The 16,693-nt window shown below is 64.4% G+C and carries 18 protein-coding genes and 1 other RNA gene; 15 read left to right on the forward strand and 4 right to left on the reverse strand.

Annotated features, from left to right (window positions below; translation table 11 throughout):
* The coding region (locus tag DES43_RS00005) for a transposase (protein WP_166647699.1) at nucleotides 1-258 on the forward strand (258 nt) is incomplete at its 5' end.
* A 262-nt stretch (nucleotides 259-520) separates the two neighbouring features.
* Complete coding sequence (locus DES43_RS00010; RefSeq protein WP_133674759.1) at nucleotides 521-751, forward strand: hypothetical protein; 231 nt, start codon at nucleotides 521-523, stop codon at nucleotides 749-751.
* A 107-nt stretch (nucleotides 752-858) separates the two neighbouring features.
* Here DES43_RS00010 and DES43_RS00015 read toward each other — a convergent pair whose 3' ends face one another.
* Nucleotides 859-2,034 carry a lytic murein transglycosylase gene (locus DES43_RS00015; protein WP_035024068.1) on the reverse strand — a complete coding sequence of 392 codons (1,176 nt, stop codon included), beginning with the start codon at nucleotides 2,032-2,034 and terminating at the stop codon, nucleotides 859-861.
* 126 nt (nucleotides 2,035-2,160) lie between these two features.
* A complete protein-coding gene (locus DES43_RS00020) occupies nucleotides 2,161-2,967 on the reverse strand; it encodes a glycoside hydrolase family 25 protein (RefSeq protein WP_035024066.1) in 807 nt (268 codons plus the stop codon).
* Nucleotides 2,968-3,148: 181 nt separating this feature from the next.
* Here DES43_RS00020 and DES43_RS00025 point away from each other — a divergent pair, with 181 nt between their 5' ends.
* From DES43_RS00025 to rnpB, 6 genes are all read left to right on the forward strand, one after another.
* Nucleotides 3,149-4,546 (forward strand): serine hydrolase domain-containing protein, encoded by a 1,398-nt coding sequence (locus DES43_RS00025; RefSeq protein ID WP_035024064.1) that lies wholly within the window; start codon nucleotides 3,149-3,151, stop codon nucleotides 4,544-4,546.
* 409 nt (nucleotides 4,547-4,955) lie between these two features.
* The gene (locus tag DES43_RS00030; protein ID WP_035024062.1) at nucleotides 4,956-5,207 is read left to right on the forward strand and encodes a hypothetical protein; all 252 of its coding nucleotides are present in this window, start codon (nucleotides 4,956-4,958) and stop codon (nucleotides 5,205-5,207) included.
* Between the two features lie 140 nt (nucleotides 5,208-5,347).
* Nucleotides 5,348-6,067, forward strand: a complete 720-nt coding sequence (locus DES43_RS00035; protein WP_035024060.1) for a J domain-containing protein — start codon at nucleotides 5,348-5,350, stop codon at nucleotides 6,065-6,067.
* Nucleotides 6,064-6,828 (forward strand): N-acetylmuramoyl-L-alanine amidase, encoded by a 765-nt coding sequence (locus tag DES43_RS00040; RefSeq protein ID WP_035024058.1) that lies wholly within the window; start codon nucleotides 6,064-6,066, stop codon nucleotides 6,826-6,828. Before DES43_RS00035 ends, DES43_RS00040 begins: the two co-directional genes overlap by 4 nt.
* A 183-nt stretch (nucleotides 6,829-7,011) precedes the next feature.
* On the forward strand, nucleotides 7,012-7,629 hold the full coding sequence (locus DES43_RS00045; RefSeq protein WP_035024056.1) for a lytic transglycosylase domain-containing protein: 618 nt from the start codon (nucleotides 7,012-7,014) through the stop codon (nucleotides 7,627-7,629).
* 58 nt (nucleotides 7,630-7,687) lie between these two features.
* Nucleotides 7,688-8,088: RNase P RNA component class A (gene rnpB, locus DES43_RS00050), an RNA gene on the forward strand.
* 64 nt (nucleotides 8,089-8,152) lie between these two features.
* On the opposite strand, the gene DES43_RS22265 is transcribed toward rnpB, so the two are convergent.
* Nucleotides 8,153-8,299, reverse strand: coding sequence for a hypothetical protein (locus DES43_RS22265; RefSeq protein ID WP_166647700.1), 147 nt, complete (start codon nucleotides 8,297-8,299; stop codon nucleotides 8,153-8,155).
* A 97-nt stretch (nucleotides 8,300-8,396) separates the two neighbouring features.
* Nucleotides 8,397-8,681, reverse strand: coding sequence for a hypothetical protein (locus DES43_RS00055; RefSeq protein WP_035024054.1), 285 nt, complete (start codon nucleotides 8,679-8,681; stop codon nucleotides 8,397-8,399).
* Between the two features lie 453 nt (nucleotides 8,682-9,134).
* Here DES43_RS00055 and mraZ point away from each other — a divergent pair, with 453 nt between their 5' ends.
* From mraZ to mraY, 7 genes are read left to right on the forward strand one after another with little or no spacing between them, the layout of a single operon-like run.
* Nucleotides 9,135-9,590: a division/cell wall cluster transcriptional repressor MraZ gene (gene mraZ / locus DES43_RS00060; RefSeq protein WP_035024052.1), complete on the forward strand. Its 456-nt coding sequence runs from the start codon at nucleotides 9,135-9,137 to the stop codon at nucleotides 9,588-9,590.
* Nucleotides 9,587-10,576, forward strand: a complete 990-nt coding sequence (gene rsmH, locus DES43_RS00065) for a 16S rRNA (cytosine(1402)-N(4))-methyltransferase RsmH (RefSeq protein ID WP_133674760.1) — start codon at nucleotides 9,587-9,589, stop codon at nucleotides 10,574-10,576. The genes mraZ and rsmH overlap by 4 nt, the downstream gene beginning before the upstream one ends.
* Nucleotides 10,577-10,580: 4 nt before the next feature.
* The gene (gene ftsL / locus DES43_RS00070; RefSeq protein ID WP_035024048.1) at nucleotides 10,581-10,943 is read left to right on the forward strand and encodes a cell division protein FtsL; all 363 of its coding nucleotides are present in this window, start codon (nucleotides 10,581-10,583) and stop codon (nucleotides 10,941-10,943) included.
* Nucleotides 10,940-12,652 (forward strand): peptidoglycan D,D-transpeptidase FtsI family protein, encoded by a 1,713-nt coding sequence (locus DES43_RS00075; protein ID WP_035024046.1) that lies wholly within the window; start codon nucleotides 10,940-10,942, stop codon nucleotides 12,650-12,652. The genes ftsL and DES43_RS00075 overlap by 4 nt, the downstream gene beginning before the upstream one ends.
* A 47-nt stretch (nucleotides 12,653-12,699) precedes the next feature.
* Complete coding sequence (locus DES43_RS00080; RefSeq protein ID WP_035024038.1) at nucleotides 12,700-14,154, forward strand: UDP-N-acetylmuramoyl-L-alanyl-D-glutamate--2,6-diaminopimelate ligase; 1,455 nt, start codon at nucleotides 12,700-12,702, stop codon at nucleotides 14,152-14,154.
* Nucleotides 14,151-15,572: a UDP-N-acetylmuramoylalanyl-D-glutamyl-2,6-diaminopimelate--D-alanyl-D-alanine ligase gene (locus DES43_RS00085; protein WP_035024036.1), complete on the forward strand. Its 1,422-nt coding sequence runs from the start codon at nucleotides 14,151-14,153 to the stop codon at nucleotides 15,570-15,572. Before DES43_RS00080 ends, DES43_RS00085 begins: the two co-directional genes overlap by 4 nt.
* 35 nt (nucleotides 15,573-15,607) lie before the next feature.
* Nucleotides 15,608-16,690 (forward strand): phospho-N-acetylmuramoyl-pentapeptide-transferase, encoded by a 1,083-nt coding sequence (gene mraY, locus DES43_RS00090; RefSeq protein WP_035024035.1) that lies wholly within the window; start codon nucleotides 15,608-15,610, stop codon nucleotides 16,688-16,690.
* Nucleotides 16,691-16,693: the final 3 nt, after the last annotated feature.

The following is a 16,693-nucleotide window of genomic DNA, read 5'->3' on the forward strand; positions in this document are numbered from 1 at the left end:
AAAGGTGGCACCCCACGCATCGTCGCCACCGGCATGTGGGGACGCGACGAGGCCGAAACGCTCAAGCGGCTCGATGCCTGGAACCGACCGATCCATCGGGTGCGCGGCCGCATCGAGAAGATCTTCGGCACATGGAAGCGAAGCTACGGTCTGCGCCGTATGCGATGGAGAGGACTGGCCAAGGCTTCCGTCCAGGTCCTTCTCACCGCCGTCGCATACAACCTCAGGCGTAGTCTGACTATCCTCGCCGCAATGTGACGGACGTCAAACCCGAAAGCGCGACGCATTTCAGGCAGGGGCCGACCGGAAACCTTCGCGCACAAACAGCACCAGCAATGCTGAAAAATCTACAAAATCAATCGGAAAGCACTACCCGCGCACAGGTCTCATGAGTGCCGCAAAGCGTGAAACGGGAAGCGAAAAGGCCGGGCTTGAAGCCCGGCCTTTCTCGTAAACTCTGTTTTCAGATACTGGGTTTCGGTTACTGGCCTACCGCTCAGGCGGTCAGGGCAGGACGCCTATGATCAGGGCGCCAACGAATGCGAAAGCGGCGCAAAAGATCAATGCGTTGATCGGCCTTGTAAGTCCCATGGATAGCCTCCTTCTGAAAAGCTATTCAGGGAATCTAGAAATATTCGGCGTCGGCACAAGCGAAAATTTTGCTGCATTGCGGCGGATTTGTGGAGCGCTTTATGCTTCCGCGTTGAAATCGCAGGGTAAAATCCATTTCATCTTTGTGCATAAATTGTGACGGGCCGGAGGCTCAGGCTGCGAAACGCCCATGCCGCCGGCGTGCGGCGCTGGCTACCGCTTCCGGCGTACATGGCGCGGCGGCTAACGGATTCGAGGCGGGCGGCCTCACAGGGAGGAAAGAAGTCCGGCTGTCGGCCATCCGTCGGCGGGGATGCCAAGGCGCAACTGCTCCTGCCGCACGGCCTCGCGCGTGTTGGTGCCGAGGATGCCGTCCACATTGCCGACATCATAGCCGCGGGCCTGAAGCTTGCGCTGCAAATCCTTCATCTGCTCCATGCCGAGGCCGGGCTCCGGAGAGCGCGGATCGTAGGCCGGCGCGCCGTCGAGACGGGTGGCGAGGACGGCCGCGGTCAGCGCGTAGGTGAAGGACTGGTTCCACTTCAGGTAGATTTCGAAATTGTCGTAGGTGAGGAAGGCGGGACCCTTGCGGCCCATCGGCAGGGCGAGCCCGGCGGTCTGGCCGTTGTCAGCCAGCGGGCTGCCGTCGCGGCGGGTGACGCCCCACATGTTCCACTGGGACATGGGCAGCTTGTTGGTGCGGCTGGTCTCTTCCCAGGGCAGGTTGTCGGGGATGCGGACCTCCTCGATCCAGGGCTGGCCGGGAACCCAGCCGCGCGACTGGATCTTCTTGGCCGTGGTCATGATGGCGTCCGGGGCGCTGTTGCGCAGGTCCACGATGCCGTCATTGTCGCCGTCGACACCGTTGTTGAGGTAGTCGGCCGGCAGGATCTGGGTCTGGCCGATCTCGCCCGCCCATGCACCCTTCACCTCGGCGGGCAGGACGCCACGGTCGATCAGCGTCAGCAGCGGCACCAGATGCGGGCGGAAGAGCTGCGGACGGCGGCAGTCGTGCGCCAGTGTCACCAGCGCGTTCAGGGTGGGGAAATCGCCCTGCACCGCGCCGAAATCGGTTTCCAGCGCCCAGAAGGCGGTGATGACGGACGCCGGCGCGCCATATTCCTGCTCGGCCCGGTCGAAGACGGAGGCGTATTTGCGCATGTTGGCGGCACCGTGCTTCAGCCGGTATTCCGAGATCATGCGTCCCGAAAATTCGATGAAGGTCTGCGAGAAAACGCCCTGCGAACGGTCGCGGGCGAGAACGCGCGTGTCGATGTCGGCGCCTTCCAGTGCGCGCAGGCCGCTCTCGCCGACGCCGGCGGCGCGCGCCTCCCCGGCCACACCCTGCTTCCACGTCTCGAAATCGATGCCGCATTCCTGGGCGACGGCGGCTCCGGGCAATGCCGCCAGCAGCGTGGCAATGGCAAGAATACGCGCTCGCATGGTGTCCTTCCAGCTTCGACGAGATTTTTTTGGCTGCGCCTGTGATGAGCGCGCTATGGCCATGACTTATGTCGAAAACCGGGCAAGACCATAGCCACGCCCATCAATGCGATCGGCTTCAGCCTGTCAACGGGTGTTCTGCCGCAGCCAGTTGTGCCAGGCGGCCTGTGTTCCGTTGAACACGTTTATGTCGGCCTTGCCCTTGATTCCGGGCACGATGCCGGTGCCGGTATATTGCCAGAAGGTGAAGGGGTGCGGGCCGTAGCGGCTGGACGGATGGCCCGCGACCGAGCGCAGCCAGTACGGATATCCGTGGAATGTGGCCAGCTTGTTGTCGTCGAAGAAGTCGATCGACGTGTAGATGATCGGCTTCTTGCCGTAGTGGTTTTCGATGGTCTTCAGGAAGATCGACATTTCCGTGCGCACCGTCTCCGGCGGCGGGCGCAGCTTGCAGGTGGGGGATTGGGGGTTCCACTCCATGTCGAGGACCGGCGGCAGCGCCGACGGATCCTTCGGAACGTTCTGGATGAACCAGCGCGCCTGCTCAACCGCCGGGCGGCAGAAATAATAGAAATGATAAGCGCCGCGCGGCACGCCGGCAGCCCTGGCGCCGCGCCAGTGCTCGTGAAAATAATCGTCCACCCGGTCGCCGCCTTCCGTCGCCTTGATGAAGGCGAATGAGATGCCGGAGGCTTTGACCTGCGCCCAGTCGACCGACGTCTGGTATTTCGAGACGTCGGTGCCGTGCACCGCGTAGTGCCACGGGGCGGCGCCCTGCCAGTCGTGCGGATCGCTGTCGCCGAAGCGCGGGGCCTTGCCGGTGGCGCCGGAAGGCGCCGCTGCCGGGGACACGCTGGCAGGCACCATGTCTTCGAGCGTGGTGGAGCAGGCGCCGAGCAGAGCCAGTCCGAATAGGAACGCAAGTCGGCGCATTGTTCTCCCCAAAAATGCAGTCACGGCGGCGCGGATGCCGGGGCCGCCTCCGCAGCATTGCCGCTTTCCCGGAATGTCCTTATCCCCGGTGATTGCCGAACATGGTTTATATTCGGTTGATGGCCCCCCGCAGAACCGCAACTATGGACGGAAATGTACGGCGAATCGAGGGGCGGGAGCGATGCGGACAATCACGAGGCTGGCAAAGGGGCTGGCAAAGGGGCTGGCCGCGCTGGTGGCGGTCGCCGGCCTTGCGCTGTTCGGCTGGCTCTATGCCGCGCCGCCCGAACTGATCCGCGTCGGCTCCGGCTATGCCGCCAAGATCGTCTGCTCCAATGTCTTCATTGCCGGCCGCGACGCCCAACAGGTTCTTGAAGTGGATGTGCAGGCTCCCGGCCACCCGCTGCTGAAGCTGATGCGGGTTTCCGTGGACAGCGAAGAAAAACTGGTGCGGGCCGGCCTGCTCGGCGTCCTCGGCCGGAGCACAGCCGTAGCGCGCGAAGGATTGGGCTGCGCGAATGTTCCCGACGGCGATACGGGCAGGGCAAGGGCCGTGCAACTCGCCGATGCGCCCGCATCCGGCCAGTCTTCGCCAACCCTTTGGCCGCAAGGCGATCGGGTGGAAGCTGCGGCGGCGGAGGTCGCTGGCGTGCTTGCCGACGACAACCTTGCCGGCCAGGGGATGCGCGCCATCGTGGTGGTGCGCGACGGGCGCATTGTCGGCGAGCGATACGGCGAGGGTTTTTCGCAAGCCACGCCGCTGCTCGGCTGGTCGATGTCCAAGACCGTGAATGCGGCCATCGTCGGCACGCTGGTGCGTGACGGCAGGATGTCGCTGGAGGATGCGCACCTGTTTCCCGCATGGGAGGGAGACGAGCGCGCCACCATCACCGTCGCCGACCTGATGGCCATGTCGAGCGGGCTCGCCTTCAACGAGGACTACGGCACCGTGGCGGATGTGACCCGCATGCTCTACCTCGAGCCCGACATGGCGGGCTTTGCCGGCTCCCTGCCGCTTGTCGGGCCGGTTGGAGGTAGCTTCTCCTATTCCAGCGGAACGTCGCTTCTGCTGGCGCGGTTGTGGCAGGATGCGCTGGGCGATCCTCAGCAGGCGCTGCAATGGCCGCGAAGCGCGCTGTTTTCTCCGCTGGGCATGGACAGCGCGGTGATGGAGGCGGATGCAAGCGGCACATTCGTCGGCTCGTCCTACATCTACGCCACGGCGCGCGACTGGGCGCGCTTCGGCCAGTTCCTGTTGCAGGACGGCGTCTGGAACGGGAAGCAGATCCTGCCGCCGGGCTTCGTGTCGTGGATGCGAGAGCCCGCGCCGGCATCGAACGGCATCTATGGCAAGGGCCAGCTTTGGCTGGAAGCGCCGGACGGCAACGGCCGCAGGATGGGCGTCCCCGCCGACACCTTCTGGTTCAAAGGCCATGACGGACAGACCGTCGCGGTGATCCCGTCGCGGCGCATGGTGGTTGTGCGCATGGGGCTGACGCCAAGGGCTGTCGGCTACACACCGGAACTTCTGATCTCGGCGCTGGTTGCAACGCTGAACCCACCCGGCGGGCCGGAGTGAGGCAATTCCGGATTCAGGACAAATTCCGGATTCAGGACAAGGGATTACGTCGCCTTTTGCAGATTTCGATTCCGGAACTTCGCGTGAATCCTCAATGCGACGGCCCTTTGCATTGTTCCTCGCAGCCCGGCTGTCGCGGATACGGAAATCCTTCGACGGAGCGGTAGGGCAGGCGGCGCGGAGATTCCGGGCCGGTGGGCAAGAGTTGCCACCGAAGCGGTCCGGCGTATTGTCCGCGCTCCGCAGGTTTTGCGAACGCTGCCGGGCCGGTGCGCGGCATGATGTGCCCGCCGACATGGCGCTGCCCCTGTTACAGAGCGAAACGCAACGTTATGAAACAGATAGCGGTTCTCGGCATTACATTCGCAACCGCCTGCAGAGGCGGGGGTGTTTGTAAGGAGACGAAAATATGAAGAAGCTCGTTCTTGCCTCTCTTTCCGCTCTGGCCCTGCTGGGTGTTGCCGCATGCAGCGACAGCGGTTCCGATGCCACCACCACCCAGAGCACGACGCCGCCGGCCGGCGAGCAGCCTATCACACCCGACAGCACGGCTCCGGCAACTCCCCCGGCGACGGACGGTTCGACCACGCAGAGCATCACGCCCCTTCCGGACGATGGCGGCTCGCAGACCGATCCTTCCACGCCCGCGCCTGCGGAATAAGCTTTCGTCCCTGTTCCCCAAAGGGCCGGCACTGCCGGCCCTTTTTGCTGCCCGCGTTTCGGCAGCCCTTTTTTCGTCCAGATCGGCTGACACGGAACGGTGTGCTTTCCTGTCGTCTCGAAAGATTCTAAACAGCCTTCATGTCCATCTGGAACCGCATCGGCGATTTCATACAGCGCCTTTCCTCTTCCACCGCGGCCGGTGTGGCCGACATGGCGGAAGCGGTGCGCACCCTGTTTGCCGGCGACCCGGAGTTGCGTCGGAAAGTGGCGTTTTCGGTCGCCATGATCGCGCTGTCGGCCAAGATGGCAAAGGCTGACGGCGTCGTCACGCAGGACGAGGTGCGAGCCTTTCAGGCAATCTTCGAGGTGCCGCCGCAGGAGACGCGCAACGTCGCGCGCCTCTACGATCTCGCTAGGCGGGATACGGCCGGTTTCGAGGTCTATGCCCAACAAATGGCGAGCCTGTGCGGAAGTGGCGGCCCCAATTGCATGATGCTGGAGGACATACTCGACGGGCTGTTCCATATCGCGACGGCCGATGGCGTGCTGCACGAGCGCGAGGAGGGCTTCCTGCATCGGGTGGCCGAAATATTCAGCATCGAGGAAGACCATTACCAGACGATCCTTTCCCGCCATGTCGAGCTTGGAAGTGCCGATCCCTATATTGTGCTCGGCATCGAGAAGGGGCAGCCGCTGGCAGAGGTGAAGAGGCACTACCGCAAGCTGGTCGCGGAAAACCACCCGGACCGGCTGATCGGCCGGGGCCTGCCGCAGGAATTCATCGCCATCGCCACCACGCGGCTGGCGGCGATCAACGCAGCCTACGAGATCATCGAGCGGAGCCTGCAGGCGGCATGAGCGGCTTCGCCCCCGACCATCCCGGAGCCGAGGTCAGGGTGTCGCCGAATTTCGGTCCGCGCCGCGACCGGCTGCGCCCGGACATGATCATCCTGCATTACACGGGCATGGAAAGCGGCCAGGCGGCGGAGGTGCGGCTGTGCGACGCCGAAAGCGAAGTGTCCTCGCATTACCTCGTGCATGAGGACGGCCATGTCGTGCAGATGGTGCGCGAAAGCGACCGTGCCTGGCATGCCGGGAAAAGCTCCTGGCGCGGGCTCAACGACATCAACTCCGGCTCCATCGGCATAGAGATCGTCAATCCCGGCCATGAACTCGGATACCGCGCCTTTCCGGGGCGGCAGATCGATGCCGTCATCGCCCTGTGCAGGGGGATAACGGATCGCCACCGGGTGAGGCCCGAAAGAGTGCTCGCGCATTCCGATATCGCGCCCGGACGCAAGGTCGATCCGGGCGAGAAATTTCCGTGGAAACGCCTGTTCGAGGCCGGTATCGGTCATCTGGTGCCTGCCTCGCCGGTGCGGCCGGGGCCGGTGCTCAGGGAGGGCGATGCGGGGCCGGATGTCGAGAAAATGCAGTCGATGCTGGCGCTTTACGGCTACGGGGTGGAGATCACCGGCCTCTACGATGCGCAGACCCGTATCGTCGTCGAAGCCTTCCAGCGCCACTTCCGTCGCCGCATTGTTGACGGAATCGCGGATGGTTCCACTTTGCGAACCCTTGAGCGGCTTCTGGCTTCCGTGCCGCAAGGCTTTGAATAATATATAATAAAATACTCTGCGTAATATAATGTAATTTTAATTGAACGGCTTCGCCTTTTTTGGCCCGGCATCTGCATTCACAGGAATGCCCGAGCCGATCGGATCTCCTCCCAAGTAATACCCGGTCGCATCCAATCCCAGGCATGCGCTGTTCTTCGCGTGCCCGACACTGAACAGGACCAAATGAAGAAGTTGACCGTTTTTACGGCAGCTGTTGCTGTCGCTATGCTCACTGTTTCCGCCGGCACCGCGAGGGCGGATCGTTTCGATCCGCAACTGGGTGGACGCAGCCTCGTCGTCAAGAAGGAAGCCGAGGTCAGGAAGGCTGCCGCAAAGCCGGAAAAGGCGGCTTCCGGAAAGACATCGGGCAAAAAGGGAAAAAAGCGTCCGTCCAAAAAGGCCGCGGCTGCTTCGGGAACGCAATACTCCACTCTGATCAGCCAGTATGCGGCAAGCTATGGTGTGCCGGTTTCGCTGGCTCATGCCGTGATCAAGGTGGAGAGCAACTACCGTCCGAACGTGGTCGGTAGCGCGGGCGAAATAGGGCTGATGCAGATCAAGCCGTCCACCGCGCGCATGATGGGTTACAGCGGTTCGGCCAAAGGGCTGTTCCACCCCGAGACCAACATCAAATACGGCATGAAATATCTGGCCAAGGCGCATAGCCTGGGTGGCGGCACCACCTGCGGCACGATTCTCAAATACAATGCCGGACATGCCGCAAAGCGCATGAATCCGGTCTCTTCAGCCTATTGCAGCAAGGTGAAGGTGCACATGGCTTCACTGACGCCCGCCAGTTGATGAGGAAACGGGCGCTTTTCTGTTGCGTTTTGCTTGCGGAAGACCTTTATACGCTCTGCCAGCCGGCCGGGCGGCCGCACCAGCATCAAGCCGAAAGGCTGCGGGTGAGGAAAGTCCGGGCTCCATGGAAACACGGTGCCGGCTAACAGCCGGCGGGGGTAACCCCAGGGAAAGTGCCACAGAAAGCAAACCGCCGCACTTCATGTGCGGCAAGGGTGAAAGGGTGGGGTAAGAGCCCACCGCGCGACCGGTAACGGAAGCGGCACGGTAAACCCCACCGGGAGCAAGACCGAATAGGGGCGGTACAGAGGGGAAACCCTCGGGGCTGTTTCCGGCCCGCCGCCCGGGTAGGTTGCGTGAGGCGTCTGGCAACAGGCGCCCAAGATGAATGGCCGCCACGTTTCCGCGCCGCAAGGTGCGGAGGCCATACAGAACCCGGCTTACAGGCCGGCTGGCACCCTCGGCCTCCCGGCCGTTCCGGATCTGGGGCATCGCCTTTGCGGGGCATGTCGATGCCCGCTGCTCACACGAATACCATCACTCCCAGCGCCCCGATGACAATCAGGACAAGTCCGGCGACAAGCATCGGCATCAGCGTGCTGCCCTCGGCATCCCTGCCGCTTGCCTCCTCGCCGGACAATTCGACATGCCGGTGATCGCGGTTCGTCATGGCCTTCTCCATTAAAGCGGTAAATTATTTACCACTTTAATGGCGCGGCATCCATGCGACAAAGAAAACCCCGCCGGAGCGTGGTTTCGGGGAAGGCTCAGTTCAGCTTCTGGTAGCCCGATACGGCCTTCATCGGCTTCCCTGGATTGTTGCCGGAGCCGGAGCTGTCAATGATGCTGCTGCCGCGCTTGGCGCAGATATTGGCGGCGTCCGCATGGGTGATCTGCTGGGTGCCGTTGCCGCGTGTCCAGCGGTCGCCATTTTCGCAGGTGACGCTGTATCTGCCGTCCTTGTAGTGGATCGTATAGGCATAGACGCTCGACATCGAGGCGGCGAGCGCGCCGGTGACGATGGCCAGTTTCGCGAATGTCCTGATGGTCATGATGTGATCCTCCGTTCGATGACATCGCGAACATGTCGTCCTGCACCTGAAACCCCTGTGAATACCCGGTTCATCCGATCTTCAGCCTGGCTCGTTGCGGCGGCGCGCGTAGCCGCCGGGCGCGGGCGGACTGCGGCCGGGTAAGGTTTCGTTAGGCTTAATGGAAGATAAAGGAGGATACCGCACGAGCGCCTTTACGGGTGAGTTCGGGCGGTGATTATGCAGCCCGTTCCCGTTGACGCCCATAAACCCCCATGTTATCCCATTCACAGATTCAAACTTTCGTTTCGTATCAGGGTGAAGCGTATGCCGGACGGGCGGCCGCGGCGGCTGTTCGTGCGATGGCGCGCGCCTTTGCGAAGCGGGGTGGGAATGTGAACGAGGGACCGCACCGCGGCGGCGCGTGTGCGAGGATGGAAAGGGGTTCGGCGGCAAAAGCGGCCGGAGCGCGTCATGGACCGTTTTCTGTCAAGCTCTGTGAACCGGATCGACGCCAAGGGCAGGGTGTCGGTGCCGGCCCATTTTCGCTCCGTGGTCCAGAAGCGGGGCTATACGGAACTCTATGCGTTGCGGTGTCTGGATCAGCCGGCCATGGATGTCGGCGGGCCCGATCTGCTCGACCGCTACGAGCAGCGCATCGCACAGGAAGACCCTTTCCTGCAGACGGCGGACGACATGTCCTTCTTCTGCCATGGCGACGGCGCGTTCCTGAAGCTGGATCAGGACGGGCGCATCACGATGACGGATTTCATCCGCGAGCATACAGGCATCGGACAGGAAGTGGCTTTCGTGGGGCGCGGGCAGTTCTTCCAGATCTGGGAGCCGGGCCGGCTGGCCGGGCATGGCGCGAAGGTGCGCGAGCGGCTTTTGAAGCTCAGGCAGGCCGCAAGCGGAGGGCCGGCGCAATGACGGCCGGTTCCGGCGCCGCGGCTCCTCACATTCCTGTTCTTCTCGACGAGGTTATCGAGGCCCTGGCCCCGCAGCCGGGCGAGGTGATCGTCGACGGTACGTTCGGAGCCGGCGGCTACACGCGCGCCATTCTCGGCACCGGCGCCTTCGTCGTCGCCATCGATCGCGACCCCGACGCCATCGCGGCCGGCAGGGCTCTGGAGGCTGAACACGAGGGCCGCCTGCGGCTGGTTCACGCGCCGTTCTCCTCGCTGGACGCGCATGTGGAGCAGGTCGACGGCGTGGTGCTCGACATCGGCGTTTCCTCCATGCAGCTCGATCAGGCGGAACGCGGCTTTTCCTTCCGGGCCGACGGGCCGCTGGACATGCGCATGGCGCAGGTGGGCCTGAGCGCCGCCGATGTCGTCAACAGCTACAAGACGTCCGACCTCACCCGCATCTTCGGGCTGCTGGGCGAAGAGCGCCATGCCGGACGCATCGCCCGCATGATCGAGGCGCGGCGCGAGAAGCGGCTTTTCGCCCGCACGCTGGAACTGGCGGACGCCATCGAGACGCTGGTGGGGCGCGCGCCCAGGGACAAGATCCATCCCGCCACGCGCGTGTTTCAGGCACTGCGCATCTATGTCAACGACGAGCTGGGGGAGCTTTCGCGGGCGCTGGTCGCTGCCGAGCGCGCGCTGAAGCCCGGAGGGCGGCTGGTGGTGGTGACTTTCCATTCGCTGGAAGACCGCATCGTCAAGCGCTTCCTCGCCGACCGCGACGAGACGGTTGGTGGGTCCCGCCATCTGCCGCAGGTCGTCGAGAAGGTGGCGACCTTCAGGCGCAAGGGCGGCGGCATCACCGCAGGCGATGCGGAAGTGGAGCGCAATCCGCGCGCCCGCTCGGCAAGGCTGCGGGCCGCCGTGCGCACCGATGCGCCGCCGCGCGGCGACGATCCTTCGGTTTTCGGGCTTCCAAGGCTTCCCGCCATTTCGGGAGAGAGGTGAGATCATGTTCCGCACCAGCGATATCGTCCTGATAGGCGTCATGGTGGCCGCGGCTGCCATGACCTACACGATCAAGCGCGACGCGGGCGAGCAGCTTGCGGCGGTTCGCAAGCTTCAGGCGCAGATCCGCACCGAGGAAGAAACCATCGATCTCCTGAAGGCCGACTGGAGCCTGCTGACCCAGCCCGCGCGGTTGCAGAGGCTGGTGGAACGCTATCAGGACCAGCTCGGGCTGGAGCCGGCCAATCCGCACCAGTTCGCGCGCATCGACAGCCTGCCCGAGCGGCCGCTGACCATCGAGGACATCACCGCAGCCGATGCGGCCGGCAAGCTGATCGATCCCACCCGGACAGGAGCGGTCGAATGATCGGCAAGCTCAATCCCTTCCGGCGCAATGGCCGGCCTGCCGACGACACTTCCATCGTCATGGATTCGGCCCGCAAGTCGACCGGCGGACGCACTCGAAACCGCATCGTCATGACGATGGCGGTCTTCTTCGGTATCTACGCCACCATCGGCGGCAGGCTGATCTATCTGGGTTTTCAGGACCCGATGCCCTCGGGCGCGCCGGCAAGCCGGGTAACGGCATCGCGGCCCGACATCGTGGATCGCAACGGCGAGGTTCTGGCGACCGACATCAAGACGTCTTCGCTGTTTGCCGAGCCGCGCCACATCGTCGATGCGGACGAGGCCATCGAGAAGCTGTCCACGGTGCTGCCGAACCTCGACTACGAGCAAACCTACAACAAGCTGAAGAGCGGTGCGGGCTTCGTCTGGCTGCAACGCCAGCTTACGCCGCGCCAGCAGTCGGCGATCATGCAGCTCGGCATTCCCGGCATCGGTTTCCGCACCGAGACCCGGCGGTTCTATCCGGCCGGCCCGACGACCGCCTATATCGTGGGCCTTACCAACATCGACAACCAGGGCATTTCGGGTCTCGAGAAATACATTGACGGCCAGGGGCTCGCCGATCTTCAGCAGAGCGGGCTCGCGCTGCCGAAGGATCTCGCCCCGGTGCGCCTGTCGGTCGACCTTCGCGTGCAGCATATCGTGCATGATGAAATCACCTCGGCGATGGAGCGCTACAAGGCGATCGCCGCCGGTGCCGTGGTGCTCAACGCCAAGACCGGCGAGGTCGTGGCGATGGCCTCGGTGCCGGATTTCGATCCCAACAATCCGGTCAACGCGCAGGACAAGGATCGCCTCAACCGCATGTCGGCGGGCCTCTACGAAATGGGCTCGACGGTGAAGAGCTTCACCACTGCGATGGCGCTGGATTCGGGCAAGGCGACGCTGAACTCGACGTTCGACGCGACGCGGCCCATCACCATCGGCCGTCAAACCATCCGCGACTTCCACGGCAAGGGCCGGGTGCTGACGCTGCCCGAGGTGTTCATCTACTCCTCCAACATCGGCTCGGCCCGCGAGGCCGACATCGTCGGCATCGAAGGCCATCGCGAGTTCCTGCACAGGCTCGGCATTCTCGAACGGATGCAGACCGAACTTCCGGAAGTGGCGCGGCCGGTGGAGCCGAAAGTCTGGAAGAAAGTTCATTCCATAACCGCTTCTTTCGGTCACGGCTTCACAACCACGCCGTTGCAGACGGCCGTTGGCGCGGCGGCGCTGATGAATGGCGGCTATCTGATGAACCCTACGTTCCTTGCGCGCAGCGCGGAGGAGGCGATGGCTGGCGCCAAGCGCGTCATCAACGAGAAGACCAGCGCCGACATGCGCTATCTCTATCGCCTCAATGCCGAGAAGGGTTCCGGCAGGCGCGCCGAGGTGCCCGGCTATCGTGTCGGCGGCAAGACCGGAACGGCCGAAAAGGTGGTGAACGGCCGCTATGTCAGCGGCAAGCGCTTCAACGCCTTCCTCGCCGCGTTTCCGATGGACGACCCGCAATACATCGTCTTGTCGGTCATCGACGAGCCGCAGCCGGAAAAACCCGGCATGGGCGCGACCGCGGGTCTGAACGCGGCGCCCATCGTCGCCAACATCATCCGCCGTTCGGCCGCCATGCTTGGCGTCGAGCCGGATTTCGGCCATGAAAATGCGGCAACGCTCGCGTCCTATTAAGTGATTCTGCCACGTGTCCGGCAGCTTGCAGGGGTAATCGAAATCAGATGAGAGTCGACGATCTGACCGGCATAGTGCCTCTGCACGAGGCGTTTCCCTCCGATACGGAGATTGCCGGCCTGTCGTCGGATTCGCGCGCCATCCAGCCCGGAATGCTGTTCTTCGCGCTCGCGGGCGCGAAGGCCGACGGTGCAGCCTTCGCCGCCGATGCCGCCAGCCGCGGCGCGCTCGCCGTGGTGATGGCAAAGGGGCGCGCGAACGGCGCGCTGTCCGTACCGGCGGTCGAGGTGGACGACCCGCGCCGCGCGCTCGCGCTGGCCGCCGCGAAATTCTATCGCGCCCAGCCCAGGACGATGGTGGCCGTGACCGGCACCAGCGGCAAGACTTCCGTCGCGGCCTTCACGCGCCAGATCTGGGAGCAGGCGGGCTACGCCGCCGCTTCCATCGGCACCACGGGCGTGGATGCGCCCGGCCGCAGCGAATACGGCTCGCTGACGACGCCCGATCCGGTGGCGCTGCACAAGCTGCTGGCCGAACTGGCCGATGCCGGCGTGACGCATGCCTCGATGGAGGCTTCCAGCCACGGCCTCGATCAGCACCGGCTGGACGGCGTGCGGCTTTCAGCAGGTGCGTTCACCAATCTTGGCCGCGACCATATGGACTATCACCCCACGGTCGAGGAATACCATGCAGCGAAGCTGCGCCTGTTCCGCGACCTGCTGCCGAAGGGCGCGCCGGCCGTCATCTTTGCCGACGATCCGTGGTCGCAGGCGACCGTCGACGCCGCAAGGGCGGCTGGCCTCGACGTGCTGACCGCGGGGCGCAAGGGCGATTTTCTCAGGCTCAACCGCGTCGAGCACGAGCGAGCCAGGCAGCGCGCCGAGATCGTGCATGACGGCGAGATTTACGAGATCGATCTGCCGCTGGCGGGCGATTTCCAGATCGCCAATGCGCTGGTTGCGGCCGGCCTCGCCATTTCGACCGGAACGCCTGCCGTGAAGGCGTTGTCCGCGCTGGAAAAGCTGAAGGGCGCGCCCGGCAGACTCGATCTGGTCGGCTTCACCCCCGCCGGCGCGCCGGTCTATGTCGACTATGCCCACAAGCCCGACGCGCTCGAGAACGTACTGGCTTCGGTCCGGCCCTTCACCACGGGGCGCGTCGTCGTCGTGTTCGGCTGCGGCGGCGACCGCGATCGCGGCAAGCGGCCGATCATGGGCGAGATCGCCACGCGGCTCGCCGATGTGACAATCGTTACCGACGACAATCCGCGCACGGAAGTGCCGGGCGAAATCCGCGCCGCCATTCTTGCCGCGGCTCCGGGAGCCATCGAGGTCGGCGACCGCCGCAGGGCGATCCATGAGGCGGTGGCCATGCTGCGGGCCGGCGACACGCTGATCGTGGCCGGCAAGGGGCACGAGGAAGGCCAGACCGTCGGCGCCGAGACGTTCCCCTTTTCCGACCATGAGGAGGTGCGTGCGGCGCTGAAGGAGGTGGCCGGATGAACTGGCTCTGGACCATCGAGGCGCTGGTCGAGGCGATGGGCGGACGTCCGCTCGGCCAGATGCCGGCCGGCGTGCACGGCATTTCCATCGACACCCGCACCTTGCAGCCCGGCGATGCCTTCTTCGCCATCAAGGGCGAAACCATGGACGGGCATGACTTCGCCACTGCCGCCATCAAGGCGGGCGCGGCGGTGCTGGTGGTCGCCGAAGGCAAGCTGCCGGCGCTGGGGCGCCTGACCGCGCCGATGATCGTCGTGCCGGACGTGCTGGCGGCTCTGGAAAGGCTGGCCGTCGCCGCGCGGGCGCGCGCAAGAGGCAAGGTGATCGCCGTGACCGGTTCGGCCGGCAAGACGACCACCAAGGAAGCTCTGCGCCATGCGCTTGGCTCGGTCGGCTCGGTGCATGCTTCCGACAAATCGTTCAACAACCACTGGGGCGTGCCGCTGACGCTGGCGCGCCTGCCGGAAGACACCGAATATTCGGTGTTCGAGATCGGCATGAACCATCCGGGCGAGATTCGTCCACTGGTGAAGATGGTGCGCCCGCATGTGGCCATCGTCACGCTGGTGGCCGCGGCCCATCTCGGCTTCTTCCGCGACCTCGATGAGATCGCGGCGGCGAAGGCCGAGATATTCGAGGGCATCGAGCCGGGCGGGGCCGCGCTGATCAACCGCGACGATCCCCGTGCCAACCTGCTCGGGAAAATGGCGCGGGAGGCTGGCGTCGAGCATGTGCTCGGCTTCGGCGAGCACCAGCGTTCGACTTACCGGCTGATCAACTGCGTTCTCAATGCAGACCATTCGACCATGACCGCCCGCATCGGACGGCGCGAGGTGGTGGCGCGCGTCGGCGCGCCCGGCCGCCATATGGTGCAGAACGCACTGGCCGTTCTGGGGGCCGCCGATCTGGTGGGAGCCGACATCGACCGCGTGGCGCTAGCGCTGGGCGACCTGCCGGCGCAGCAGGGGCGCGGCCGCCGGCATATCCTTGTCCATGGCGGTGGCTCCTTCACGCTGATCGATGAAAGCTACAATGCCAATCCGGCCTCGATGAAGGCGGCGCTCGACCTGCTCGACGCCACGCCGGCGGAGGGCGAGGGCCGCCGCATCGCGGTGCTCGGCGACATGCTGGAGCTCGGCGAACAGTCCGAACAGCTTCACGCGGGGCTTGCCGAACTGGTCGTCGGCACCGGCATCAGCCATGTGCTGCTTGGCGGACCGCATATGAAGGCGCTGGCCGAGGTGTTGCCGAGCGACGTCGCCGTCGTCCATCGCGACGAGGCCGACGATCTTGCGCGGCTGCTCATCGAGACGGTGCAGCCGGGCGACGTGGTCATGGTGAAGTCGTCGAAGGGGATCGGCTTCTCAAGGATCGTCGAGGCACTGCTCAACAGGTTTCCGGCCCACACCGGGAATTGAACAACGGGCCACGCGGCCCAGGGGACGAAAAACGCATGCTGACGCTGCTCGTGGAATTCGCGGACCGGATCACGGTCTTCAACGTGTTCCGGTATATCACATTCCGCACGGGCGGCGCGCTGATCACCTCGGCGCTGATCGTGTTCATCTTCGGGCCGGCGATCATCGACTCGCTGCGCCTGCGGCAGGGCAAGGGCCAGCCGATCCGCGCCGACGGACCCCAGACCCATTTCAAGAAGGCCGGCACGCCCACAATGGGCGGGCTGATGATCCTGACCGGCATCATCGTTTCCTCCCTGCTGTGGGCCAATCTCTCCAGCGTCTATGTCTGGGTGGTGCTTCTGGTGACGCTGGGCTTCGGCGCGATCGGCTTCTACGACGATTATCTGAAGGTGACCAAGCAGTCGCATCTCGGCTTTTCCGGCAAGGCGCGGCTGGCCTTCGAGTTCCTGATCGCCGGCATCGCCGCGTGGGTCATCATGCATTACGGGCAGGAGCCGTTCTCTTCGTCGCTGACATTCCCGTTCGCCAAGGAATTCATCATCAATCTCGGCTGGTTCTTCATCCCCTTCGCCGCCTTCGTGGTGGTGGGGGCGGGCAATGCCGTCAACATTACCGACGGTCTTGATGGCCTCGCCATCGTGCCGATCATGATCGCGGCGGCGTCCTTCGGCGTCATCGCCTATCTGTCGGGCAACGCCATCTTCGCGGACTACCTGCAAATCCACTTCGTGCCCGGAACGGGCGAACTCGCCGTCATCCTCGGCGCGGTGATCGGGGCAGGGCTCGGCTTCCTGTGGTTCAACGCGCCGCCGGCCGCCATCTTCATGGGCGACACCGGCTCGCTCGCCATGGGCGGGCTGATCGGCACCATCGCCGTTGCCACCAAGCACGAGATCGTGCTGGCCATCATCGGCGGCCTGTTCGTGGTCGAAATCCTGTCGGTCATCATTCAGGTCGGCTATTTCAAGATGACCGGCAAGCGCGTCTTCCTGATGGCGCCGATCCATCATCATTTCGAGAAGCTCGGCTGGACGGAGAGCCAGGTCGTGATCCGCTTCTGGATCATTGCCGTCATCCTCGCCCTGATCGGGCTTTCCACCCTGAAGCTGCGGTAGGCG

Origin of the sequence: Aquamicrobium defluvii (assembly GCF_004363725.1) — a bacterium.
GTDB classification, from domain to species: Bacteria; Pseudomonadota; Alphaproteobacteria; order Rhizobiales; family Rhizobiaceae; genus Mesorhizobium; species Mesorhizobium defluvii.